Annotated in this window: 25 protein-coding genes; 12 read left to right on the forward strand and 13 right to left on the reverse strand. The window is 30.1% G+C overall.

The features are described from left to right. The 5 genes from K354_RS14200 to K354_RS0109825 all read right to left on the reverse strand — a co-directional run. Positions 1-772: Ig-like domain-containing protein (locus K354_RS14200; RefSeq protein ID WP_037940633.1), on the reverse strand; the 772-nt coding region annotated here is incomplete at its 3' end. Positions 773-913: 141 nt separating this feature from the next. After that, complete coding sequence (hisD, locus tag K354_RS0109810) at positions 914-2,203, reverse strand: histidinol dehydrogenase (protein ID WP_024955321.1); 1,290 nt, start codon at positions 2,201-2,203, stop codon at positions 914-916. A gap of 16 nt (positions 2,204-2,219) precedes the next feature. Then, positions 2,220-3,092, reverse strand: coding sequence for a 1-aminocyclopropane-1-carboxylate deaminase (locus K354_RS0109815; RefSeq protein WP_024955322.1), 873 nt, complete (start codon positions 3,090-3,092; stop codon positions 2,220-2,222). 38 nt (positions 3,093-3,130) lie between these two features. Beyond that, positions 3,131-4,207 (reverse strand): class II fructose-bisphosphate aldolase, encoded by a 1,077-nt coding sequence (gene fbaA / locus K354_RS0109820; RefSeq protein ID WP_024955323.1) that lies wholly within the window; start codon positions 4,205-4,207, stop codon positions 3,131-3,133. A gap of 10 nt (positions 4,208-4,217) precedes the next feature. Further along, a complete protein-coding gene (locus K354_RS0109825) occupies positions 4,218-5,030 on the reverse strand; it encodes a peptidylprolyl isomerase (protein ID WP_024955324.1) in 813 nt (270 codons plus the stop codon). 113 nt (positions 5,031-5,143) lie between these two features. On the opposite strand from K354_RS0109825, the gene nth reads away from it, so the two are divergent. Continuing rightward, entirely contained in the window at positions 5,144-5,791 is a 648-nt protein-coding gene (nth, locus tag K354_RS0109830; RefSeq protein ID WP_024955325.1) for an endonuclease III, read from the forward strand. Next, on the forward strand, positions 5,784-6,749 hold the full coding sequence (locus K354_RS0109835) for a sensor histidine kinase (protein ID WP_024955326.1): 966 nt from the start codon (positions 5,784-5,786) through the stop codon (positions 6,747-6,749). Before nth ends, K354_RS0109835 begins: the two co-directional genes overlap by 8 nt. A gap of 138 nt (positions 6,750-6,887) precedes the next feature. Here the strand turns inward: K354_RS0109835 and K354_RS0109840 are convergent, their stop codons facing one another. From K354_RS0109840 to K354_RS0109850, 3 genes are read right to left on the reverse strand one after another with little or no spacing between them, the layout of a single operon-like run. After that, positions 6,888-7,595, reverse strand: coding sequence for a response regulator (locus tag K354_RS0109840; RefSeq protein WP_169733430.1), 708 nt, complete (start codon positions 7,593-7,595; stop codon positions 6,888-6,890). Beyond that, positions 7,571-8,134, reverse strand: a complete 564-nt coding sequence (locus K354_RS0109845) for a thioredoxin family protein (protein ID WP_024955328.1) — start codon at positions 8,132-8,134, stop codon at positions 7,571-7,573. The genes K354_RS0109840 and K354_RS0109845 overlap by 25 nt, the downstream gene beginning before the upstream one ends. A gap of 1 nt (position 8,135) precedes the next feature. Further along, positions 8,136-9,413: a zinc-binding metallopeptidase family protein gene (locus K354_RS0109850; protein ID WP_024955329.1), complete on the reverse strand. Its 1,278-nt coding sequence runs from the start codon at positions 9,411-9,413 to the stop codon at positions 8,136-8,138. Between the two features lie 116 nt (positions 9,414-9,529). On the opposite strand from K354_RS0109850, the gene K354_RS14925 reads away from it, so the two are divergent. Genes K354_RS14925 through K354_RS0109860 form a run of 3 tightly spaced genes read left to right on the forward strand, consistent with a single transcriptional unit; the run spans position 9,530 to position 11,246 of the window. Continuing rightward, the gene (locus K354_RS14925) at positions 9,530-9,763 is read left to right on the forward strand and encodes a hypothetical protein (RefSeq protein WP_084607362.1); all 234 of its coding nucleotides are present in this window, start codon (positions 9,530-9,532) and stop codon (positions 9,761-9,763) included. Between the two features lie 13 nt (positions 9,764-9,776). Continuing rightward, a complete protein-coding gene (gene cmoB / locus K354_RS0109855) occupies positions 9,777-10,676 on the forward strand; it encodes a tRNA 5-methoxyuridine(34)/uridine 5-oxyacetic acid(34) synthase CmoB (protein WP_024955330.1) in 900 nt (299 codons plus the stop codon). A 42-nt stretch (positions 10,677-10,718) separates the two neighbouring features. Continuing rightward, positions 10,719-11,246: a hotdog domain-containing protein gene (locus K354_RS0109860; protein WP_156928228.1), complete on the forward strand. Its 528-nt coding sequence runs from the start codon at positions 10,719-10,721 to the stop codon at positions 11,244-11,246. 25 nt (positions 11,247-11,271) lie between these two features. On the opposite strand, the gene K354_RS0109865 is transcribed toward K354_RS0109860, so the two are convergent. Beyond that, a complete protein-coding gene (locus K354_RS0109865) occupies positions 11,272-11,865 on the reverse strand; it encodes an MBL fold metallo-hydrolase (protein ID WP_024955332.1) in 594 nt (197 codons plus the stop codon). A 160-nt stretch (positions 11,866-12,025) separates the two neighbouring features. Between K354_RS0109865 and K354_RS0109870 the strand changes: the two genes are divergently transcribed. The 6 genes from K354_RS0109870 to kdsB all read left to right on the forward strand — a co-directional run bounded on the left by K354_RS0109870 (position 12,026) and on the right by kdsB (position 18,029). Beyond that, positions 12,026-12,829, forward strand: coding sequence for an NAD+ synthase (locus K354_RS0109870; protein ID WP_024955333.1), 804 nt, complete (start codon positions 12,026-12,028; stop codon positions 12,827-12,829). 9 nt (positions 12,830-12,838) lie between these two features. Continuing rightward, the gene (locus tag K354_RS0109875; RefSeq protein ID WP_024955334.1) at positions 12,839-13,972 is read left to right on the forward strand and encodes a DegT/DnrJ/EryC1/StrS family aminotransferase; all 1,134 of its coding nucleotides are present in this window, start codon (positions 12,839-12,841) and stop codon (positions 13,970-13,972) included. Continuing rightward, positions 13,953-14,882: a tetraacyldisaccharide 4'-kinase gene (locus K354_RS0109880; RefSeq protein ID WP_037940635.1), complete on the forward strand. Its 930-nt coding sequence runs from the start codon at positions 13,953-13,955 to the stop codon at positions 14,880-14,882. Before K354_RS0109875 ends, K354_RS0109880 begins: the two co-directional genes overlap by 20 nt. 91 nt (positions 14,883-14,973) lie before the next feature. Continuing rightward, positions 14,974-15,840: an acetylglutamate kinase gene (gene argB / locus K354_RS0109885; RefSeq protein ID WP_024955336.1), complete on the forward strand. Its 867-nt coding sequence runs from the start codon at positions 14,974-14,976 to the stop codon at positions 15,838-15,840. A 1-nt stretch (position 15,841) separates the two neighbouring features. Next, entirely contained in the window at positions 15,842-17,320 is a 1,479-nt protein-coding gene (thrC, locus tag K354_RS0109890; RefSeq protein WP_024955337.1) for a threonine synthase, read from the forward strand. Position 17,321: 1 nt separating this feature from the next. Then, positions 17,322-18,029 (forward strand): 3-deoxy-manno-octulosonate cytidylyltransferase, encoded by a 708-nt coding sequence (kdsB, locus tag K354_RS0109895; RefSeq protein WP_024955338.1) that lies wholly within the window; start codon positions 17,322-17,324, stop codon positions 18,027-18,029. A gap of 31 nt (positions 18,030-18,060) precedes the next feature. Here the strand turns inward: kdsB and K354_RS0109900 are convergent, their stop codons facing one another. Together K354_RS0109900 and dsbD are read right to left on the reverse strand one after the other, a co-directional pair. Continuing rightward, on the reverse strand, positions 18,061-18,354 hold the full coding sequence (locus tag K354_RS0109900; protein ID WP_024955339.1) for a hypothetical protein: 294 nt from the start codon (positions 18,352-18,354) through the stop codon (positions 18,061-18,063). Positions 18,355-18,422: 68 nt separating this feature from the next. Then, positions 18,423-20,180: a protein-disulfide reductase DsbD gene (gene dsbD / locus K354_RS0109905; protein WP_024955340.1), complete on the reverse strand. Its 1,758-nt coding sequence runs from the start codon at positions 20,178-20,180 to the stop codon at positions 18,423-18,425. Between the two features lie 104 nt (positions 20,181-20,284). Here dsbD and ppk2 point away from each other — a divergent pair, with 104 nt between their 5' ends. Continuing rightward, positions 20,285-21,103, forward strand: a complete 819-nt coding sequence (gene ppk2 / locus K354_RS0109910) for a polyphosphate kinase 2 (RefSeq protein WP_024955341.1) — start codon at positions 20,285-20,287, stop codon at positions 21,101-21,103. 43 nt (positions 21,104-21,146) lie between these two features. On the opposite strand, the gene dnaK is transcribed toward ppk2, so the two are convergent. Together dnaK and grpE are read right to left on the reverse strand one after the other, a co-directional pair. Next, positions 21,147-23,027 (reverse strand): molecular chaperone DnaK, encoded by a 1,881-nt coding sequence (gene dnaK / locus K354_RS0109915; protein WP_024955342.1) that lies wholly within the window; start codon positions 23,025-23,027, stop codon positions 21,147-21,149. Between the two features lie 107 nt (positions 23,028-23,134). Then, positions 23,135-23,719, reverse strand: a complete 585-nt coding sequence (grpE, locus tag K354_RS0109920; protein WP_084607360.1) for a nucleotide exchange factor GrpE — start codon at positions 23,717-23,719, stop codon at positions 23,135-23,137.

The following is a 23,719-nucleotide window of genomic DNA, read 5'->3' on the forward strand; positions in this document are numbered from 1 at the left end:
ATACTACTACTGTTGAAGTTGTTTGAGCTGTTGCTCCATCATCATCTGTTGTAGTAAGTGTAATTGTTGCATCACCATTAAAGTTTTCAGCTGGTGTGAATGTATATGTATTATCAGCATTTACTACTACTGTTCCTTGCTCTGCTGGTACTGTAGCTGTTGTTGATACGATTGTTCCATCTACATCTGCTGGAGTAAATGCTACTGTTACACTTGTATCTTCATCTGTTGTACTATTATCTGCAGTGATTGTTGGTCCATCATTTACATCTGATACTACTACTGTTGAAGTTGTTTGAGCTGTTGGAATTATAGTTTCTATAGGTTCATTATTGCCATCAACTAAAGGTGAAGTTCTTTGAAATTCTGTTCTATCTAATTCATATCCATCATCACCAAAATTTAATCTATCATGATAGTATGCACTTCCTAATCCACCTGCAACTGCACCTTCTTGACCTGCTGCTGTTCCTTCTTCGTCATTTGCTAATAAATCTTCTACGGCTTTTATGTCATTATCCGTACTTGTTACAGCTACTTCAGGGGTAAATGAGTTTATATATTCATCAGTTAAAACTGTTGATGTATCTCCATCAATTATAACTTCTTTTCCATTATTTAATGTTATCGTTGCCTGGCTTGAAACCATTGCATCTATTATGTCATTTTCATGGATTTGATCACCCATTGAAAGTATTTTTACTGCTCCATCTTCTGTTGTAACCTTGATAGTCCCAATTATTTCTTTTACTATTCCTATAACTTTTGACATAAAACAGCCTTTTATTAGTTTTTATAACTATTATATTACTAAAATACTACTTTATTATCTATTGTACTAAGGTACATATATGAAGAAGAAGTTGAGAATTTATCCCAACTTTTTTATAGAGGTATTAAATACTTTTTTGCCTTATTTCAATCTTTCCAAAACAGCAGCAGCATGTGCACCCAATCCCTCTGTTTTTGCAAGTAATGCACACTCTTTTCCAATGTTACTTATACCTTCTTTGCTCATACTTATTATTGAAGATTTTTTTATAAAATTTTCTACACCAAGAGGAGAATAAAACTTTGCAGTTCCTCCTGTTGGTAAAGTATGATTTGGTCCAGCTATATAATCACCTATTGGCTCAGGAGTATATCTTCCCATAAAAATTGCCCCTGCGTGTTTTATAGTAGGCAATAAATCAAAAGGATGTTCTGTCATAACTTCTAGATGTTCTGGTGCGATTTCATTCATAAGCTCAATCGCTTCATCCATATCTTTTGTCACAATGATTGCACCTCTGTCTTTTATAGAAGCCATAGCAATATCTTTTCTATTTAATTTTTCTAACCACTCATATACTTTTTTACTTGTCTCATCAGCAATACGTTGTGAAGGAGTTATCAAAATCGAACTTGCCATTTCATCGTGTTCTGCTTGACTTAACAAATCTATCGCTAAAAAGTTTGTATCAGCACTCTCATCAGCTAAAATACCAATTTCACTAGGACCTGCTATCATATCGATATGTACTTCACCAAAAACTAGTTTTTTTGCAGTTGCTACAAAAATATTACCTGGGCCTGTAATAACATCCACTTTAGGAATACTCTGTGTTCCATAAGCCATAGCTGAAATTGCACTAGCACCTCCAACTTTATAAGCTTTTTTAATGCCACAAAGATGCATAGCAGCGAGTAAAAGTGAGTTTAATTCATTATTTGGAGCCGGTGTACATACTACTATCTCTTTTACACCTGCTACTATTGCAGGAATTGCATTCATGAGTAAAGAACTAGGATATGCTGCTTTCCCTCCAGGAATATATAAACCTGCCCTATCTACAGGAGTTACTTTTTGTCCTAGAACATTACCATTTTCTTCAAAATCTAACCAAGATGTAGGTTTTTGTTTTTCATGATAAGTTTTAATTCTATCATAGGCTAGTTGCAAAGCATCTTTTAAATCTTTATCTAAATCTTCATAAGCATTTTTCATAGAAATTTGTGATATTTCTAAATCTTCATCATTTTTTGGTAACCACATATCAAACTTTTCTATATGATTTTTAAGAGCTTCATTTCCATCTTTTTTTATCTCAGAAATTATATTTAAAACTATTTTTGAGACATTATCCATGTCCATATGTCCACGTTTTAATAGTTCATTAAACTCTTCTTTAAAATTATTATTATTTGTTGCTATTTGTTTCATTTTCTTCCTTATAATCTCAAATTATACCATACTTGCGTTTATATCTCTCAAGCATAGATTCATTGCCTTTAACTCCTCCTTGATGAATAAAGATAGGAGTTCCATTTATTTGCTTTACATGTAACAAAAATTTCTTCCAGCCAACAGGGTCATACATCAAATCAAATGTTATTCCCATATCGCTTTTTAACTCACTCCAAAGTGCATATAACTCTTTGTCTAATTTACCATAATGATACTTCTTTGGACTACTTAAAATTATAGGAAATATACTCTCATCATCTTCTACCATTTTCCACTGTTCTTTTAAGTATTCATCACTTCCAACGCAGCTACATGTAAAGACTCTAAATGGCAAATGCTTTTGTAAATACAAGGCTGTTGTTCCTGTTCCTGATGGCAGATAAATATAAGGATTTGTGATGCCTTCATTTTGTATATCTTTTATAAGTTCTTCAGCCAAAATTTTCACTCCAAACTCAGCCTCTTTTTGTCTGCCACCCTCTTCTATGATAAGATCATTTTTTGAAGTATACAGGTAAGCATCATCTTTTCTGTTTTTACTCTCTAAAATTTGCATACCATTTTGCAGAGCATACTTGTAATTACCAATGGGATTTTCTTTTAAAAAGTGAGGGATATGGTCACAAAAATAGATAAATTCCCAGCCTCGAAGTTGCGCCATAACAGAAAGTGAATACATTGCATTTGATTGATTGGAACCAAAAGATATGACTCTTTTTATATTTGTAAATTCTTGATTTAAAAACCAATGAAATTTTCTTGCTTTATTACCGGAAAAATCTATATGTAAAAGATCGTCTCTTTTTATATATATTTGTTGATTTTTAAAATTATATTTTTCAAAAGGAGATGGATTGAATGTCATAAGGAGTGAAGAGCCTACATAAATAGGCTCTTTTATTTTTAATTTCTATCTAAACAGTTTAAATCAGAAAATGCACGTTTAAGTCTAGCTATAGTAGCTTCTTCACCTGCTCTTAACCATTTTCTAGGGTCATAATATTTTTTATTTGGTTTATCGTCACCCTCTGGATTTCCGATTTGACCTTGAAGATATGCATCATATTTTTCAACATATTCTTTAGTACCTTCCCAAAATGACCACTGCGTATCTGTGTCAATATTCATTTTAATAACACCATACTCAATAGCTTCTCTAATATCAGCTAATTCACTTCCACTTCCACCATGAAAAACAAAATTAACTGGTTTTTCTAAAGTTCCAAATTTTTCTTGAATATACTTTTGTGAGTTATCTAAAATCTTTGGAGTTAGATGAACATTTCCTGGTTTATATACACCATGTACATTTCCAAAAGAAGCCGCAATAGTAAAGTTAGGGCTAATTGCATTTAGTCTTTCATATGCATATGCAACATCTTCAGGTTGAGTATAAAGTGCTGAATTATCAAGATGAGTATTATCAACTCCATCTTCTTCACCACCAGTACAACCAAGTTCAATCTCTAAAGTCATACCAATTTTACTCATTCTTTTATGATACTCTACACACGTATTGATATTATCTTCTAAACTCTCTTCTGAAAGATCAATCATATGTGAGCTATAAAGAGGTTTACCAGTTTTTGCAAAATGGTCTTCACTCGCTTCTAAAAGAGCATCTATCCAAGGTAAAAGTTTTCTTGCTGCATGGTCTGTATGAAGGATTACAGGAACACCATAAGCTTCAGCTACGGTGTGTACATGTAAAGCTCCACTAATAGCTCCTAAAATACCTGATTTTATAGTATCTAATCCTTTACCTGCATAAAATTGTGCTCCACCGTTTGAGAATTGCACAATAACAGGTGAATTTACATTTTTTGCAGATTCCATAACAGCATTTACCGAGCTAGTACTTACTACATTTACTGCAGGCAAAGCAAACTTATTTGCTTTGGCTACTTCAAAAACTTTTGTAACATCATTGCCACATAAAACACCAGGTTTTACAAAATCAAATATTTTAGAACTTGTCATATAATACCTTCTACTTAATTACTATTTTAGCTTTTTTTCTTAAATCTTTTGCTTTTGCTGCAACATCTTTACGAAATTGTTCCATTTTTAGTCCATTTTCAATTTGAACTTTTGCATCTGCAAACTTCACTTTTTCTCCACCTTTTTTGTCTTCTGTTAAAATAACATGATAACCAAATTGAGTTTTTACTGGAGTTTTTGTAATTTCACCTTTCTTTTGTCCAAAAGCAGCGTCACTAAAAGGTTTTACCATCTGTTTTGCATTAAACCAACCTAAATCACCACCATTCTTACCACTAGGACCTGTTGATTTTGTTTTAGCTAACTCGATGAATTTTTTTGTTAATGCCTCACCTTTTAAGCCTTTTAACTCTTTGATAATTGCTTTTGCTTCAGCTTCACTTTTCACTAAAATATGTCTTGCTTTTGTAGTTGCTTGTTTAACAAATTTATCTTTATTTTTATCAAAATATGCTTTTGCATCTTTTTCAGAAATTTTAATCTTTTCAAAAACTCTTTTCATCCAAATTTCAAGTGCTAAATCACCTTTAATAGATGATAAAGTCTTTTTATATTCAGCATCTTTTTCAATACCACTTTTAATAGCTTCTTTTGATAAAAGTTTTCTTTCTATTGCTTGATCAATAACACGTTTTTGTTGATCTTTTTGTAGTGCCTCAAACTTTGCACCTGGCATTGCTCTTAATAAACTAGCTACATCTTTATCTGTAACTTCTGTACCATCTACAGTTGCATAAACTGCCGCATTTAGACTCATACTCATAGCAATAGTTGCTAAACTTCCAATAATAACTCTTTTCATCTGATTCCTTCGTAGTATTCATAAATTTACATTATTTTACTAATGTTTGAATTAAAGTATGATTATATATTACCAATTTAAACAATTAATTAACATTTTGATATAATGCACAAATGAAAAAAGCTACTAAAAAAGAAATTTTAGAAATAAAAGAAATTTTAATTTCAAATTATAGTGATGCCGTAACAGAATTAAATTATAATAATTTATATGAACTTCTCATATCTGTAATGCTCTCAGCACAGTGTACTGATAAAAGAGTAAATATAATTACGCCTAAATTATTTGATAAATATCCTAACGTAGAAAAATTAAGTCAAGCTAATTTGGATGATGTAAAAGAGTTAATTAAATCTTGTTCATTTTTCAATAATAAAGCAGTAAATCTTATAAAAATGGCAACAGCTGTGATGGAAAATTTTGAAGGTGAAATTCCTCTTGATGAAAAAAGTCTTGTTACACTTGCAGGTGTTGGTCAAAAAACTGCTCATGTTGTTATGATTGAGTATGCTGGTGCAAACTTGATGGCCGTTGATACACATGTATTTAGAGTTGCACATAGACTAGGAATTAGTTCTGCAAAAACTGCTATTTTAACGGAAGTAGAACTTACAAAAAAATTTAAAACAGATTTACATATACTGCATCAAGGAATGGTTCTTTTTGGTAGATATGTATGTAAGGCAATAAAACCAGAATGCGAAGAAAAATGTTTTTTAAAAGAGTATTGTAAAAGCAAAGGAAGTTTTAAAGTTGGATAATAAAAATGAAAAAACACTTTTTTGGCAAATAACTTCTTTTATACTATTCGCTATGTTTTTAGTTTTTGTAGGAGCAAATTATATTTTTAACAACTGCCATAACAGTATTTATTGTTTAGAATATAGAAATAATATACTCTATCTCATAACTTTTTGTGGATTTATGTCTATTGTTCTTTTTGTTAAGTATAAATTAAAGACCTTATCTTTTATGAAAAAAGAATTAGAACAACAATTGGAAAAACAAAAAAGAGAGTTTGAAAACCAATTTAATATAAAAAAAGACTCACTATTAAATGAAATAAAAGATAGAGAAGAAGCTGAAGAAAAACTTGAAAATTCCTTGAACGAAAAAGTTATTCTTTTAAAAGAAATTCATCATAGAGTCAAAAACAATCTTGCTATTATTACAGGTCTCATAAGAATGCAATGTAGACAGATTAAAGATGAAAATATAAAAGATATATTTAAAAGTCTTCAAAACCGTATAAAAACAATGGAACTTATACACACAAACCTTTATAGCTCAACTGACTTTACTCAAGTTAATTTCAATTCTTATATTCATTCTTTAGTTCAAAACCTAAAAAAATCATTTGACACTGAAAATAATGTCACTTTCCAAGTTTCTTGTACTGACATAAGTCTTACTATAGAACAAGCAATTGCCTGTGGGCAAATAGTAAATGAACTTATTACAAACTCTTTTAAACATGCCTATACAGATAATAAAAAAGGTACTATTACTATAGAACTTATACAAAAAGAAAATCTCTTTACACTTATTGTTGCTGATGATGGCAAAGGTGTAAAACATTTATCTCAAAAAACACAACAACCTTCTTCTTTAGGGATGACTCTTGTGTATGAACTTGTGAAATATCAATTAAAAGGAAAATTAGAAATTATAAATTTAAATGGAATTAAATATCAAATAGATTTCAAAAAAACTCAATAATGGCACAATTTTAACTAAAATGGCACAAAATGCATACTTTTTTCTTGTATAATTTTCACTAGGAAGAGGAACTTTACACTTATCCACAATCCATAATCCGCTGCCTCTTCCGAACTTCACTTACAAATATCGTTGTAATTACTTAGCTATTATCCTATACCCTTCAGAAGAAACATTTTCTATCAAATCATCATTGAGTTTATCTCTAACTCTTCGTACTAAGCTTCTAAGCGTTGAAGTAGGAACATCATCATTATCCCATAACTCTTTTATGATTTTATTATAATGAACAGCTTTATTTCTATTTGATACCATAAAAAAGAAAAACTCTCCCTCTTTTTTAGTTAAATTCACCTTTTCATTTAAATGATATAAATTTTTTTCTTTTAATGCATATTCATATTCACTGTTTAATTGTATTACTTCACCATTGTTACTGTTTTCTTCTTCTTCAAATCTTGATAAAGCTATAAGAATTGCACTATTTAACTGCTTTTCATCAACTGGTTTAACTACATAACCATACGGTTTGGTTGATTGAGCTTTTTTTAAAGTTTCATTATCGGTAAAAGAAGTTAAATATACTACTGGAATATTGAACTTTGTTTGTATTAAATCAACTATCGTTGTTCCATCAGCACTGTCATTCAATTTAATATCCATCAAAACTAAATTTGGTAAATATTTTTCTATATAAAACATTGCTTCATCTGTCGTAGTAGCTACCTCATCAACAACATAACCAAAATCCACAAGACAATGCTGTATATCCATAGCGATAATAGCTTCATCTTCTACTATAATTATATGTTTATTTTCACTCATCCTGTTACTGTATCTATCCATTTTATAGAACATCCTTGGGCATTAAATTGTTTCGTAGGAGCCTCTTGTTTGCCAAAAAGAGAAATTACTGCTTCTCTTAAATCTTCATCTTTAACACTTTTAGGATCATGCCAGTTATCATCTAAACGACCATGATAATATAATGCACCTTCACCATCAAATAAAAATATATCTGGAGTACAAACTGCACCGATTGATTTTGATACTTTTTGATCAAAATCTACTAAATAAGGAAAGCTCAAACCAAATTCGTTGATTTTATCAATCATATGTGCAGGACTATCTTCAGGATAATTTGGATGGATATTTGGATTGATTGCGACTGTATTGATATCAAGCTTTTTAGCAAATGATGCTACTTTTTCTAATCTTTCCCAAATTGCATTCGAATAAGGACAATGATTACACATTACAGCGATTATCATTCCATCTTTACCATAAGATTCTTTTGAATCAAACTTTTCGCCAAAAGAGTCTTCTAACACAAAATATTCTAATTTTGTGCCGATTTTTATATCGGCTGATTTCATTAGTGCCATACTATAATCCCTCCACTATATTTTCTACAACTTTACTAATTCGCTCCACCGAAGATAAATCGCACTCTTCTCTTAATGAGTGTGGATATTTTATAGTTGGACCAATTGCTACTGCTTCTATTTTCTTAGATTGTCTTTGCATTAGTATACCACACTCTAAACCAGCATGAATAGCACAAAAATTTGCATCATCATATACTTTTGACATCTCTTTTTTGACAATATTTGCAAACGTACCAACATCAGGAACCCAAGGCTCATGTCCATCTTTTTGAGATGTTTCGCAACCTATAAGTTGAAAAAATGACTCTGTTTCATATGCTAAATTTACTAAATCACTGTTTTTCATTGCCCTAGCAGAACAATCTATCTTTAAAACACCCTGCGTTATTCTAAGTACACCTAAGTTGATACTCGTTGAAGGTATCATATAGCTTTTATCAAAACTTCTTACTCCTTGAGCAAAAGAGTGTAAAGCTTTTATAATATTAACACCATCTTTAATATACTCTTTTTTATGCTCAATTTTCTTTACATGTAAAGCACTATTGTAAGCTTTAAACTCTTTACATGTAGCAATTACCGCCTTAGCATTTTTAGCAATAGAGTTTCTTAACTCTCCACCTTCAATATGCAAAAGTTTACAATCATGTTTTATAAGTTCTGCTGCTAATACTTTTGTTGCACAATCTATTCTCTTATCTATGTCCACACCTGAGTGTCCACCAGATAAATCAAAAATACCCACTTCATAAATAAACTCTTCATCTTTTAGAGGAAGATACTCTAAGTTGCGTGTAGAGATAACATCAATACCACCTGCACAACCAATATAAATCTCTTTTTCCTCTTCACCATCAAGGTTTAACAAACAAGATGAACTAAACTGTAAATCTAAATTAGAAGCTCCTATAAGTCCAACTTCTTCATCATTGGTAAAAAGACACTCCAAATCAGTGAATTTTTCCATACATGTAAACATAATAGACATACCCATACCATTATCTGCACCAAGTGTAGAGTTTTTTGCTTTTAGTATTCCATTGTCTTCTACTAACTCTATATTTGCAACATCACCTAAACAAACCATATCATAATGAGCTTGTAAACATACTTTTGGATTGCCTTTTTTACATAAAATATTGCCACTCTTATCAACACTGACCTCATAGCCTAACTCTTTTGAAATCTCTATAATTTTTTCTTGCATAAAATCTGTTTTAAAGCTACATCTTGGAGTTTGTGTTATAGTTTTAAAATACTCTAAAACTCGATTCATTATTTACCTTTTTATTTTTATATGATTTTACTATTAATTTACTGATATTAATATGATGTTTTTCTTCTTTAATTATATTATAAATGTTTAACAAATATAATGCTATTATGTTGCTCATGAAAAAAATATTAATCCTAATTTTACCATTTTTATTTTCTGGCTGTCTTTATGTCAATGATAGAGGCATTAGTACAAGATATTACAACGACTGTAAAGAGTACTATGATGCTGTAGGAATGTACCACAAAGTATGTGATGAAAACCTCATTGAATACCAAAAAATTAAAGATGGCACTAAAAGAATTATTAAAAAAGTAAAAGACACCACAAATAATTCCATACAAGAATAAGTAATATAATAAAATGAATTTAAATAACATCAGAAATGAACGCCAAAAATGTTTTGGCTGGAAAGATAATAAAGTTAGAAAAGCTATAGTTGATAATCTTCCTGAAATAAAAAATGTTGAATTTTCTTTAGGAGACACCCTAAATATAACAAATTCTCATATAAGCGTTGATGATAAAGAAAAAATTCATCAAGCAGCTTTAGGTTTACGCCCTTGGAGAAAAGGACCTTTTCAAGTTTTTGATACTTTTATAGATACTGAATGGAAAAGTTATATTAAATACAATCTTATAAGACCTTATTTTAATTTAAAAGATAAAATTGTTGGAGATATAGGCTGTAACAATGGCTATTATCTTTTTAGAATGTTAGAAGATAAACCTAAAAGGCTCATAGGTTTTGACCCTAGTGCCTTATGTAAAATGCAATTTGATTTTATTAATCACTTTGCAAAAACAGATATTAAATTTGAACTTTTAGGGGTTGAGCATCTTCCTTTTTATGAACATAAATTTGATATACTATTTTGTTTAGGTGTTCTCTATCATAGAAGTGATCCTGTAAATATGCTCAAAGAGTTATACAAAAGTCTTAATAAAAATGGTGAGGTAATACTTGATACTTTTATGATAGATGGTGATGAACCCCATGCTTTATGTCCTGGTCTTACATATTCAAAAATACCAAACATATATTTTGTGCCAACTATAAAAGCCTTAGAAAATTGGTCCCAAAAAGCAAAATTTAGCTCTTTTGAAGTTCTAGAAGTTAAAAAAACGGAATTAAATGAACAAAGAAGAACAGATTGGATTTTAGGTGAAAGTTTAGGTGACTTTTTAGACCCTAACAATCTAGATATTACTATTGAAGGATATCCTGCACCTAAACGAGTCTACATTAAATTAAAAAAATAATTAACCGATATATAAAGTATAAACGAAAGCAAGGAAGCTTATATGAGTGAAGAAATCACAGAAGAATTGGCAGAAATAGAAGAAGAAAATTTTGATGATGCCTTTGATGAAAATGAAGAAGAGACTTCTTTACATGCAATTGATGATAAAAAAGAAAATTTACAAACACATGGTAAAATAAAAAGCAATTTATGTGGAACTATTATAAGCTTAGAAGCAGGATATTCAAAAACTACTTTATTGACAACAAAAGAGATGATTGTAGATGAGCTCGGACTCATCCATAGTGGATTTATTTTTGGCGCTGCTGATTATGCTGCTGCGGTTGCGGTCAATGAGCCTAATGTTGTTATTATTGGCTCACGCTCAAAGTTTTTAGCTCCAGCAAAACTAGACGATCTTGTAGAGTTTGAAGCAAAAGCAAAGTTTGAAGATAGTAGAAAACGTGAAATTAAAGTAATGGGTTTTATAAATGAAATAAAAATATATGAAGGAATATTTCACGCTATAGTTTTAGAACAACATATTTTTAAAACAAAAATTAAAAATGCTGATCGTTCGTATAAATAAACCTTTACATGTAGAGGTTTACTCTTTAAATCATATTTATCCACATAGGTAAAACTTGTTTTTCTGCAAATACTGTTGTTGATTCACCATGACCTGGGTAAACAATCCAATTTTCTTCTACATGTAAAAGCTTTTGTATACTTTTTTTCATATCTTCAGGACTACTGTAAGGGAAATCTACTCTACCAATAGAGCCTTTAAAAATAAAATCCCCACTAAAAAGAGAATTTTCTATTAAAATAGCACTACATCCTGGTGTGTGACCTGGAAAATGCATATATGTAATCTTTAACCCTGCTATATCAAATTCTTGATCACCTGTTACTAAAACATCTGCTTGACTTGAAGGTGTCCCTTGCCCAAAAGGATCATCTTTTAGCATAAATGCATCATCAATAGGAACATAAATGGGAATATTTAATTTTTCTTTTAACTCTGCATTAGACCACACATGATCAAAATGCCCATGTGTATTTAAAATTGCTATTGGATTTTCAACATTCGCTAGTACCCAATTAGTAGCTTCTATGCCTGGATCTATAATAATTTCTTTACCATCATTTTCAATAATATAACAATTTGTTTGAAGCATACCCATAGGTTGGCATGTAATATTCATTTTGTCTTCCTTTAACTTACACTATCTTCACTAAGAATTTTATTCTACTTGATAGTACTTAAAAACACTTAAAACTTAAATTAAGAACTTATATATAAAAGAAATAATTAATATTTTCTTTAGTATAATTATTTAAATTAAATTTTGAAAGAAAAATACTGTGAAAAAGTACGAGCTTATAGAAAATTATCTTGTTAAATTTTTAAAAGATGAAGTCTATAAGACTGGTCTAAAAAGTTCTATTATAGGACTTAGTGGTGGTATTGATTCTGCTGTAGTTGCCGTACTTGCACAAAAAGCTTTTGGAGAAAATTTTCGCGCAGTTATGCTTCCAAGTTCTAGTTCAAGCCAAAGCAGTTTTGATGATGCAAATGAACTTTGTACAAAGTTTAATATTATAAATCAAACTGTATATATCGGTGATTTAGTCGAAATTTATTTTAAAGACAAAGAAAAAACAAATCTAAGAATAGGTAATTTTAGTGCAAGAATGAGAATGTCAGTCTTGTATGACTTATCTGCAAAATATTCTAGTTTAGTCTTAGGAACAAGTAATAAAAGTGAACTTCTTTTAGGCTATGGTACAATGTTTGGAGATTTAGCTAGTGCAATTAATCCTATTGGAGATATGTATAAAACTGAAGTATTTGAATTTGCAGAGTACTTAGGTGTACCAGATTCTATAATCAAAAAACCTCCTACAGCAGATTTATGGGAAGGCCAAAGTGATGAAGAAGATTTAGGTTTTACTTATGCACAGCTAGACCTTGCTTTAAAAGCATTTGTAGATGAGAGATTAAGTAAAGAAGAGTTGTTAGAAAATAAGTTTGATAAAGAATTAGTAGACTTGATTACTCAAAAAATTTATCAAAATCAATTTAAAAGAAAACTACCAATAATTGCGAAATTAGGGCATAGAACCATAGGTCATGATTTTTTATACCCTCGTGATATAAAAATGTAAAGGACACATATGAAAGAAATTCCGTTTTATAAACCATTGATTGACAATACTGAAAAATCACTTATTAATGAAGTATTAGATTTTGAAGACTCATCAAAAATTGAGGAACTAGAAAGTAATTTTTCAAAGTACGTAGGAGTAAAACACTCTGTATCTACATGCAATGGAACTGCTGCTATGCATCTTGCAATGTGTGCTCTTGATTTAAAACGAGGAGATAAGATTATCTGTTCTGTTAACTCTTTTCCTGCAGTTGCTGAAGTCGTAAGACACTTTGATGCAGAGCCTATCTTTGTTGATATTGATAAAGATGATTTCAATATGGACGTCAATGAGTTAGAAAAAGTATTAGAAAAAAGTAACCATAAAAAACTCAAAGCTATTTTTGTTTCACATGTAGCAGGACAAATAGCGAATTTAGATAGAATATATGAACTTGCTAATATCTATAATGTCAAAGTAGTAGAAGATGCTACTCAAGCATTAGGTGGAAATTATAACAATAAAAAAGTAGGAACTACTGGTTCTGATATTACTATTTTTAGATTTTCTCCTCAAATGAAAAATGCAATTGCAAATGCTGGTATTATGACTACTAATGATGATAATTTAATGCAAAGAGCAAGGCTCCTTAAAAATCACGCTATTGTAAGCGATGGTTGGGATAGATTTGGTAACCTTGGTTATGTATATGATGTTGTTGATATTGGATTTAAGTATGATCTTAATGAACTCAATGCGGCTTTTGCGATAGGTCAATTAAAGAAAAATGATTATTCGATAAAAAGAAGACTTGAAATTGCAACTATTTATGATAAAGAGCTAAAAGATTGCCCACATATTTCTCTTCCAGTTAAAAAAAGTAATCATACATATGACCAATATATAATTAAAGTTGATAAAAATAGAGATGGTTTTGCAAAAGAATTAAAAGAAAATGGTATTTATACCTCTCTTCATTTTATACCTCTACATCTCTTAAGCTATTATAAACAAAAATATAATTTAAGAGTAAATGACTTTCCAAATGCTCTAACAAATTACCAACAAATTCTTTCACTTCCAATATATGCAGGATTAAATGATAAAGATGTACACTATATTTGCGAACAAATAAAACAAATTGCCAAGAATCGTGTTTAAACAAAACTTTATATCTTGGGTAGAAAAGTATCTTTTCTACCCCTCCTCCAAACTTCAATTTTTTCTAGCATTTTTACTTTTTCCACTGAGTCTTATTTATTCTTTTATAGTTTTAACAAAAAGAATTACCGCAAAAAAAATAAAACTTTCGATTCCTATAGTGAGTATTGGTAACTTAACTATTGGAGGTAGTGGTAAAACTCCTTTTCTTATCTCACTTGCTAAAGATTATGAAAATATTGCTATTGTGTTAAGAGGTTATGGTAGAAAATCAAAAGGTTTACATGTAGTAACAAAAGAGACTGATATAAAAACAAGTGGTGATGAAGCTATGCTATATGCTTTAGCCCTTCCAAAAGCTACTGTAATAGTTAGTGAAGATAGAGTAGAAGCTATCGAATACGCTTATCAAATAGGCTGTAAGGCTGTTTTTTTAGATGATGGCTTTTCTAAAGCACACATAGAAAAATTTGATATCCTTTTACGTCCAATTCCTGAGCCAAAACTTAACTTTACACTACCAAGTGGAGCCTATAGAGAACCTAAGTTTTTATACAAATATGCTCATTTAGTTGTAGAAGAAAATAAAGATTTTACTAGATCTGTTACACTCTCAAATGAAACTAAAAAAATGCTTCTTGTTACTGCTATTTCAAAACCTCAAAGATTGGATGAATATCTTCCTAAAAATTTAGTAGGTAAAGTTTATTTTATAGACCATTACATGTACACAAAAGATGAATTAGAAAAGCTTCTAAAAAATTATGAAGCCACTTCAATTTTAACTACAGAAAAAGATATGGTAAAAATGCAAGATTTTAACCTCCCATTATCTATTTTACACTTAAGTGTAAACATAAATCCTGATATAAAAAAACAAGTAAACACTTTTTTAGCTGAATTTAGATAAAATTAGCCCTTAAAAAACAAAGAATTAAGAATATTCTTCCTAATACAAGAAGAATTTAACTTGGACTTTGTTCAAGTTAAAGGAGAAATATATGAAAACTAAACTTGCACAAGTAAAAACATTATTAGATGCTCTTCCTTATATAAAAAGTTTTAGAAAAAAAACTATTGTAATAAAATATGGTGGTTCAGCTCAAATAAATCCTGTCTTAAAAGATAAATTTGCTCAAGATATTATTCTCTTACATCTCATAGGATTAAAACCTGTTATTGTTCATGGTGGTGGAAATAAGATTAGCTCTTTACTAGATAAGTTAGATATAAAAAGTGAATTTGTAGATGGACTTCGTGTAACGGATGAGCAAGTTATGGAAGTGGTTGAAATGGTTCTGAGTGGAAGTATCAATAAAGAAATAACAACTTTATTAAATCATCATGGTGCAAAAGCTATAGGTATAACAGGAAAAGATGCTAACTTTATCAAAGCAGAACCTTTAGATAATGGTAAATATGGATTAGTTGGAAATATAACCAAAGTAGATAAAAAAGTTATTAAAAATCTCATAAAAGAAGGTTTTATCCCGGTGGTTGCTCCAATTGCTTCTGGTAATGACTCAACACATGCGGGATACAATATCAATGCAGATTTTTGTGCTAGTAAAATAGCTGCTGCTTTAAAAGCAGAAAAAATTATTTTCTTAACAGATACAAAAGGGATCTTAGATAAAGAAGGTAAACTTATCACAAAACTTAATAAAGAAGAAGTACAAAGACTCAAAGATAATCAAACTATTACTGGAGGAATGCTTCCTAAAGTAGATGCTTGTTTAGAAGCACTAAATAGTGGTGTCAAAAGTGCTCAAATTATAGATGGAAGAGTAGAACACTCTATATTACTCGAGCTTTTTACGAGTGAAGGTATATGTACTCTTATAGAAAATGAAATAAAGGAAAAATAATATGTTTATAGAGACAAGAGGAAATGATGGAAAAAAGAAAAGTAAAGTAGAATTTTCTTATGCTATCATGAACCCAAGTGCAAGTTTTGGAGGTCTTTATGTTCCTGAAAATTTACCGAAAATAGATTTAGAATTTTTGCAACTTGCCACTCAAAAAAGTTACAAACAAATTACACTTGATATACTAGAACTTTTCAATATTGATATTGACAAAGATGTTTTAGAAGATGCAGTAAAACTCTATGATAATTTTGATGATAAAAACAATCCTGTTCCTCTAGCACAAATTAAAAATGATCTTTTCGTAAACGAACTTTATCATGGACCTACTCGTGCTTTTAAAGATATGGCTCTTCAACCTTTTGGACATATACTCTCAGATCTTGCAAAAAAACAAAATCAAGAGTATCTAATATTAGCTGCAACAAGTGGAGATACTGGACCTGCTACACTTGATACATTTGCAAATAAAGAGAATATCAAAGTTGCTTGTTTATACCCAAGTGGTGGAACAAGTGATGTGCAACGTCTTCAAATGGTAACAGAAGCTGGTAAAAACTTAAAAGTTATAGGAATAGAAGGAAATTTTGATGATGCACAAAATGCTCTTAAAAACCTTTTAGCTTCTGCTTCTTTTAAAGAAGAATTAGTAAAAGATAACATTAAACTGAGTGCAGCAAACTCTGTAAACTTTGGACGTATAATATTTCAAATCATTTATCATGTATTTGCATATATTTCATTACTCAAACAAAATCGTATAAGTCTAGGTGAAAGCTTTTACCAAATAGTACCAAGTGGTAACTTTGGGAATGCACTTGGTGCTTATTATGCTAAAAAAATGGGTTTACCTATTGAAAAAATTCTTATTGCTTCAAATATAAACAATATTCTTACTGATTTAATTACTAAAGGTGAATATGATTTAAGAGAACGAGAACTTTTTTTAACAACAAGTCCTGCTATGGATATACTTATCTCTTCAAATGTTGAGAGAGTTTTATTTGATAAATATGGAGCTTCAAGAACAAAAGAGATGATGGAAGAGTTAAAAGAAAATAAATATTACAAACTGAGTGATGAAGAATTAAAAGAGTTACAAAAAGATTTTTCTGCTGTATATTGTGATGACAATTTTGCTAAAAATACTATTAAAGAATTTGCAAATGATGGATATATTATGGATCCTCATACTGCTACATGTATAAAAGCATACAATGAGCTAAAAGAAAAAAATATTCCTTCAGTCCTATGTTCAACCGCAGAGTGGACAAAATTCGCTCCTACTATGTTTAATGCTATCAATAATGATAACAATACTTATAGCGATAAAGAAGCACTTAAAGGGATACATAAATCTTTACATGTAAAGATTCCTGAGTCTATAAATTCACTTTTTGAAAAAGAGATTTTGCATGATAAAGTTGTTGATAAACAAGATATAGAAGAATCGATACTTGGTTTTATAAAGGGTAACTAATATGATAATTATTCCTGCTCGTATGGCATCTAATAGATTTCCAAATAAAATTTTAGCTGATATAAATGGTCTTCCTATGGTTATTGCAACAGCAAAAAGAGTTCATGAATTAGATACCGTTGTCATAGCTACAGATTCACAAGAAGTTATAGATTTAGCAAAAGAGTATGGATATAAAGCTGTTATGACAGGGACAAACCATCAAAGTGGAACAGATAGGATAAATGAGGCTGCTAGCAAGCTTGATATTGATGAAAATGAAGTTATAGTAAATGTTCAAGCTGATGAACCTTTTATTGAGCCTGAAGTAGTACAAAAAGTTATTGATAGAGTTAAAAATAGTGATGCTATGATGGTAAGCTGTTACAAACTCATAGATAAAACATTTGCAAATGATCCTAATCATGTAAAAGTTATAAATGATGCAAATGAAAATGCTATATACTTTTCAAGAAGTAAAATCCCTTATGATAGAGAAGAACACTTAGAGTACTTTGGACATCTAGGCATTTATGGATTTACTAAAAAATCATTAAAAGAGTTTTGTGCATTAAGCCCTGCCCCACTTGAAAATATAGAAAAACTAGAACAATTAAGAGCTATTTACTACGGTAAAAAAATTGCTATGGTACGAGTTGAGAGTGAAAGTTTTGGAATAGATACTGCAGAAGATTTAAAAAAAGCATTAGATTATTTTAAAGAAAAGTAAGAAGAATACCCTCTTCTTACTTATTGAAAAACTAACTTACACTTACACCACTAAAAGTGTTTTCTCTTTTGTTAAATTCATATGCTTCCATAGCATTATCTCCTACTTGAAAAATAATTTTACAAGTTTCAAAATTTGTTTTTTGAAGTCCTTTAGTTACTACCTCTACAATATATGCTTTTGTATTATTTAAATGTGTTGTAGTTTCACCTTCATAAGCAAATTCTTCATCTTCGATAGGAGAAAATCCCTCTTTTAACAAATGCTTTTCAAATAAATCTTTATCTTCTAAACCTTTTACATCTATAATTAGAATTACTTTCAAAAAAAATCCTTTAGTTATTTGTATATTAAAGTTTTAATTATACAAAAATTTTACTGATATAATAACCACTAAATATTTATTATATGTTCTAAAAATTCTTTTGCATTTTTATATCCAATGACTCTTTTATTTTTTAACTCTGTATTATTTTTAAAAAACATGATAGCAGGAGGTCCAAAAAGCCCAAACTCTTTTAAAAGCTTTTTATCTTCCTCCGTATTTTTAGTCACATCAATTTGTAAAAGAGTAAAATTTTGAAGTTTTTCTTTTACACTCTTATCTGAAAAAGTATAATGTTCAAGCTCTACACAACTCACACACCAATCAGCATAAAAATCAACCATTACTGGTTTTGTAGACTCAGCTATAAGTATTTTTAATTCTTTAAGTGTTACAACTTGTTGAAACTCTGTCTTTTTACTTACTTTTTTAAAATTAGAAGAGGTTGTCATAGTAGAAAATTTTTCTAGTGGGTTTAGAGGATTCGTTGCATTTGTCATAGAACCAATAAAAAGCATAATACCATAAATAAAAACAATCACACCAAAGCTTTTTATTAGTTTTTTCCAACCACTTGCATCTTGCTCCAAGCGTTCTAATGCACCAAGGTATACTGCGGAACTGATAACTAATGCCGTCCACATAAACATAATAATATCTGCAGCAAAAACACGAGATAGCATCCAAACAGCAAGAGCCAACATAATAACACCAAAGACAGCTTTTATAGAATCCATCCAAGCTCCTGGTTTTGGCATATATTTACCAGCTCCTGTGCCTATAATAAGAAGAGGTAATCCCATCCCCATACTCATAACAAACAAAGCAGATCCACCTAAAAGTGCGTCTCCACTTTGTCCTATATATATCAAAGCTCCCGCAAGTGGTGCAGCAACGCAAGGCCCAACTATAAGTGCTGATAAAAATCCCATAATAGCAACACCAAGAATACCTTGTCCTTGCATTTCATCTGATTTTTTTGTTAATTTAGATTGTATAAATGAAGGCATTTGAATTTCATAAAATCCAAACATAGAAAAAGCCAAAGTAACAAAAATCAAACTAAAAACACTTATAACCCAAGGGTCTTGAAGTACTGCTTGTATGTTTGAGCCAAATAATCCAGCTAATACACCTGCTATTGTATAAGCAACTGACATTGCTAAAATATAAACTAATGAAAGAATAAAAGCTCGTTTTGTTGACATGTTTTCATTTGATTGTGAAACAATAATGGAAGAGAGTATTGGTATCATAGGGAAAATACAAGGTGTAAGTGAAAGTAAAATTCCAAAACCAAAAAAAGTTAGTAAAACTATCCAAATACTACTATTAGTTAAACTTTGAGCTATTGAATCTTGTTCTGAAAGATCTCCTTTAGTATTGCCATTTATATCGACTCCACCCAAATCAAACTCAAAATGACTTTTTAATGGCTGATAACATATACCTGAAGTTGCACATCCTTGATATTGCACTTCTAATTTAAACTTACCACTTTGTACATATTTTTTAATAATAGAAATAGGAATGAGAAGTTTTATAGGTTTATTATATATTTTATGATCATCATCCTCTATTGGTTTTGGCTTTTTAATATCGTTATCTAAAGAAATTTTTATTGGATGAATTATATTAATTTTTAATTTATCAGCATAAATATAAATATCTTTACCAAGTTCAATATTAATAAAAACTACATCACCACTACGTTTTGCACTTATTTGAAATGCTTCTTCAGGAGATAAAACCTTTTTTTGTGTGATAGCTTCCATAGAACTTACAAAAATTAATATCAATAAAATTAACTTAAAAAAATACTTCACTTATAAACCTTAATAATAATTTGACTAATTGTATCAAATAACTCTAAACATTTCATTAATATAAACGATGTATAATATACTATCTTCTAAAAAAAGGACTACTAATGGGTGAAAATAGAGAAAATAAAGTACAAATTTGGGTAAAAAAAGAAACTTTGGAATACGAGGAAGAATTAAGAAGTCTACAAGTAGAACTTTTAAAATTCCAAAATCATGTAAAAGCAGAAGGACTTAAAATACTCATGATTTTTGAAGGAAGAGATGCTGCTGGAAAAGGCGGAACAATCAAAAGAATAACTGAGCATCTAAATCCAAGAGGTGCAAGAGTAGTAGCCCTTGAAAAACCTAGTGACACAGAAAGAACTCAATGGTATTTTCAAAGATATGTTGAACATTTACCTAGTGCTGGTGAAATTGTATTATTTGATAGAAGTTGGTATAACAGAGCAATGGTTGAACCTGTTATGGGATTTTGTACAGAAAGACAACACCATAAATTTTTAAAAGATGCTCCAAAATTCGAAGTTATGATTAAAGATGAAGATATTCAAATCTTTAAATTTTATTTTTCTGTTTCAAAAGAAGAACAAAAAAGAAGGTTTAAAGCAAGAGAAACAGATCCACTCAAACAGCATAAACTTTCTCCTGTAGACAAAGAATCTCAAAAGTATTGGGACAAATATACACTAGCTAAATTTATGATGTTAAGTGCAACTCATACAGAAGCAGCCCCTTGGACTGTTGTTAAAAGCGATAATAAGAAAAAAGCTAGACTCAATGCTATAAAACATATTTTAAATCATGTTGATTATCCAAATAAAATATCTTCTAAAAAAATAACTGTAGATCGAAAAATAGTGGTCTATGGAAGAGATGAATCAATAAAAATGGAAAAACAATTCCAATTTACAATAAAATCATAAAATATAGTATGAGCTAGATTTTCTAGCTCATACTTTTATAAAATTATTCTACTTCTGCGTCAATTACGTCTTCGTCTTTTTTTGCACCTTTAGGTTCAGCACCTTCAGCACCACCTTCGTCTTTTTTATACATAGCTTCTGCTAATTTATGACTTGCTTCTGTAAGAGCTTTAACTTTTTCATCAATTTGCTCTTTTGAAGAGTTTTCATCAGCTAAAGTATCTTTTAAATCTTTTAAAGCACTTTCGATTTTTTCTTTATCTTCAGCACTTATTGAATCACCCATTTCAGAAAGAGACTTTTCTGTTTGGTGAGCAAGAGCATCAGCTTGATTTCTAGCATCTACTGCTTCTTTACGCTTATTATCTTCTTCTTTATGAAGTTCAGCATCTTTTACCATTTTTTCTATTTCTGCTTCATCAAGTCCAGATGAACCAGAAATTTTAATTTCTTGAGCTTTTCCTGTTGCTTTATCAGTTGCACTTACAGTTAAAATACCATTTGCATCAATATCAAATGCAACTTCAATTTGAGGAACACCACGAGGAGCTGGTGGAATACTTTCTAGATTGAATTGACCTAATGATTTGTTATCTCTAGAAAATTCACGCTCACCTTGTAGTGCATGAATAGTAACAGCTGGTTGATTATCTTCAGCAGTTGAGAAAGTTTGAGTTTTCTTAACAGGTATAGTTGTACCTTTTTCAATTAACTTAGTCATAACTCCACCAAGAGTTTCAATTCCAAGACTTAAAGGAGTAACGTCAAGTAAAAGTACATCTTTTACATCACCTTTGATAACAGCACCTTGAATAGCAGCACCAATAGCAACAACTTCATCAGGGTTTACAGATTTATTTAATTCTTTTCCAAAAAATGCTTTAATTTTTTCTTGAACTAAAGGAACACGAGTTGAACCACCAACCATAATGATTTCTTTAATTTCATCTTTACTTAAATCACTATCTTTAACAACTGTAGCAATTTTTTTGATAGTTTCATCTACTAAATCCTCAATCATAGATTCAAATTTAGAACGAGTTAATTTTTTAACTAAATGCTTAGGTCCACTTGCATCTGCAGTAATAAATGGTAAGTTAACTTCTGTTTCTGTTGATGAAGATAACTCTTTCTTTGCATTTTCTGCTGCTTCTTTTAGTCTTTGAAGAGCCATTACATCATTTTTTAAATCAATTGAATTATCAGCTTTAAATTCACTTGCTAACCAATCAATTAAACGGTTGTCAAAATCATCACCACCTAAAAATGCATTACCACCAGTTGCTAAAACTTCAACAACGTTATCACCAGTTTCTAAAACAGTAACATCAAATGTACCACCACCTAAATCATAAACAACGATTTTTTCAGCATCTTTTTTATCAAGACCATATGAAAGTGCTGCTGAAGTAGGCTCATTAATAATTCTTAAAACATTAAGACCAGCGATTGTACCAGCTTCTTTTGTTGCTTTTCTTTGAGAATCATTAAAATAAGCAGGAACTGTAATAACTGCGTCAGTTACTTCTTCACCTAAAAAGCTTTCAGCATCTTCTTTTAGTTTCATAAGTACTTTTGCAGAAATTTCTTGAGGAGTATACACTTTACCTTCAATATCAATTGCACAAGCACCATTTCTATCTACGATAGCATATGGTAATCTTTTTTTCGCTTCAAGTGTATTTTCTTCATCACTCATAAGACCCATAATTCTTTTAATAGAATAAATTGTTCTTTTAGGATTAGTTACCGCTTGTCTTTTTGCAGTTTCACCAACTAAAACTTCATCTTTATCTGTAAAAGCTACAATTGAAGGAGTTGTATTTCTTCCTTCTTTATTAGCAATAACTTTACTTTCACCACGCTCATATATTGCAACACAAGAGTTTGTTGTTCCTAAATCAATTCCAATTACTTTTCCCATTTTTTATCCTTTGTTATCATTTTATTGTTTTCTTTTTAAAGAAATAATCCTTTAAAAATTTATTGCACTAAAGCACAACTTTGCAGTCGTCTTTATTTTTATCTCGCTTACTTAACTATACTAACCATTGCTGGTCTTAATACTCTATCTTTTATTTTGTATCCCTTTTGGAATACTTGTAGAATCTCCCCAGAATTTTTCTCTTCACTTTCAACTTGCATAACAGCTTCATGAAAGTTAGGATCAAATTCACCACTAATATCAACTAACTCTATACCATGTTTTTCAAAAGATTTTTTAAACTGATCTACTGTTAAATCAATACCTTCTTTTACTTTTTCAAACAACTCTTCTGGTTTTATATCTTCACTATTTTTAAGTGCAGAAGCAGAATCAAGTGCATCAATAATAGTAAGCATATCTCTTGCAAAAAGCTCATTTGCATAAGAAACTGCATTAAATTTTTCTTTTTCTAATCTTTTTTTCATATTTTCAAATTCAGCATTAGCTCTTAGATACTGATCTTCAAGCTCTGCAACTTTGGCTTTTAATACCTCAATTTCATCTTCTTCAGTAATTTCCTCTTCAGTCGTTACTTCTTCTTCTACCTCTATATTATCTTCTTCAAGAGGTTCTTTATTTTCAACATCTTCACTCATATATTGCTCCTCATTTTCAACTTCTTTTTTCAT

The organism is Sulfurospirillum arcachonense DSM 9755 (assembly GCF_000597725.1).
Classification (GTDB): Bacteria; Campylobacterota; Campylobacteria; order Campylobacterales; family Sulfurospirillaceae; genus Sulfurospirillum_A; species Sulfurospirillum_A arcachonense.

Bases quoted from the DNA above. Each gene is read 5' to 3' on its own strand.
- K354_RS0109840 (WP_169733430.1), bottom strand. From the start codon at position 7,595: ATGGATAGATACAGTAACAGGATGAGTGAAAATAAACATATAATTATA.
- thrC (WP_024955337.1), top strand. From the start codon at position 15,842: ATGTTTATAGAGACAAGAGGAAATGATGGAAAAAAGAAAAGTAAAGTA.
- dnaK (WP_024955342.1), bottom strand. From the start codon at position 23,027: ATGGGAAAAGTAATTGGAATTGATTTAGGAACAACAAACTCTTGTGTT.
- K354_RS0109825 (WP_024955324.1), bottom strand. From the start codon at position 5,030: ATGAAAAGAGTTATTATTGGAAGTTTAGCAACTATTGCTATGAGTATG.
- K354_RS0109865 (WP_024955332.1), bottom strand. From the start codon at position 11,865: ATGAATATTACATGCCAACCTATGGGTATGCTTCAAACAAATTGTTAT.
- K354_RS0109815 (WP_024955322.1), bottom strand. From the start codon at position 3,092: ATGACATTCAATCCATCTCCTTTTGAAAAATATAATTTTAAAAATCAA.
- kdsB (WP_024955338.1), top strand. From the start codon at position 17,322: ATGATAATTATTCCTGCTCGTATGGCATCTAATAGATTTCCAAATAAA.
- K354_RS0109875 (WP_024955334.1), top strand. From the start codon at position 12,839: ATGAAAGAAATTCCGTTTTATAAACCATTGATTGACAATACTGAAAAA.
- grpE (WP_084607360.1), bottom strand. From the start codon at position 23,719: ATGAAAAAAGAAGTTGAAAATGAGGAGCAATATATGAGTGAAGATGTT.
- K354_RS14925 (WP_084607362.1), top strand. From the start codon at position 9,530: ATGAAAAAAATATTAATCCTAATTTTACCATTTTTATTTTCTGGCTGT.
- K354_RS0109860 (WP_156928228.1), top strand. From the start codon at position 10,719: ATGAGTGAAGAAATCACAGAAGAATTGGCAGAAATAGAAGAAGAAAAT.
- K354_RS0109845 (WP_024955328.1), bottom strand. From the start codon at position 8,134: ATGGCACTAATGAAATCAGCCGATATAAAAATCGGCACAAAATTAGAA.
- cmoB (WP_024955330.1), top strand. From the start codon at position 9,777: ATGAATTTAAATAACATCAGAAATGAACGCCAAAAATGTTTTGGCTGG.
- K354_RS0109850 (WP_024955329.1), bottom strand. From the start codon at position 9,413: ATGAATCGAGTTTTAGAGTATTTTAAAACTATAACACAAACTCCAAGA.
- fbaA (WP_024955323.1), bottom strand. From the start codon at position 4,207: ATGACAAGTTCTAAAATATTTGATTTTGTAAAACCTGGTGTTTTATGT.
- hisD (WP_024955321.1), bottom strand. From the start codon at position 2,203: ATGAAACAAATAGCAACAAATAATAATAATTTTAAAGAAGAGTTTAAT.
- nth (WP_024955325.1), top strand. From the start codon at position 5,144: ATGAAAAAAGCTACTAAAAAAGAAATTTTAGAAATAAAAGAAATTTTA.
- ppk2 (WP_024955341.1), top strand. From the start codon at position 20,285: ATGGGTGAAAATAGAGAAAATAAAGTACAAATTTGGGTAAAAAAAGAA.
- argB (WP_024955336.1), top strand. From the start codon at position 14,974: ATGAAAACTAAACTTGCACAAGTAAAAACATTATTAGATGCTCTTCCT.